Annotated in this window: 1 pseudogene; it reads left to right on the plus strand. The window is 80.1% G+C overall.

The window, feature by feature from the left end:
- A pseudogene (locus tag CCN35_RS27350) lies at positions 1 to 291 on the plus strand (transferase); the annotation flags it as partial.

A 291-nucleotide genomic window follows, 5' to 3' on the forward strand; every position in this document is an offset into this window, starting at 1 on the left:
CCCCCGCGCGGGGGGCGGCCTGCTGCGGCTGCGCCTGCACGAGCTGTACGGCACGGTGGCCTCCGCCGGCCCCAGGACCCTGGAGCTCCAGTGGCGGCACCGGGAGACGGGCCGCACGGCCCAGCACGCCACCGTCCCTCTCGTGCCCGCCGCCGACGGCCCGTGGTCGGCCGAGACGGTCGTGGACCTCGCGGGACTCGGCTCCGGCACCTGGGACCTGCACGGGCGGGTGTGCTTCGCCGACGGCACGAGCCGCGAGGTGACGGCGCACGCCCGCGCGGGCGCCGGCCG

Source organism: Streptomyces thermovulgaris, from assembly GCF_002155915.1.
GTDB classification, from domain to species: domain Bacteria; phylum Actinomycetota; class Actinomycetes; order Streptomycetales; family Streptomycetaceae; genus Streptomyces; species Streptomyces thermovulgaris.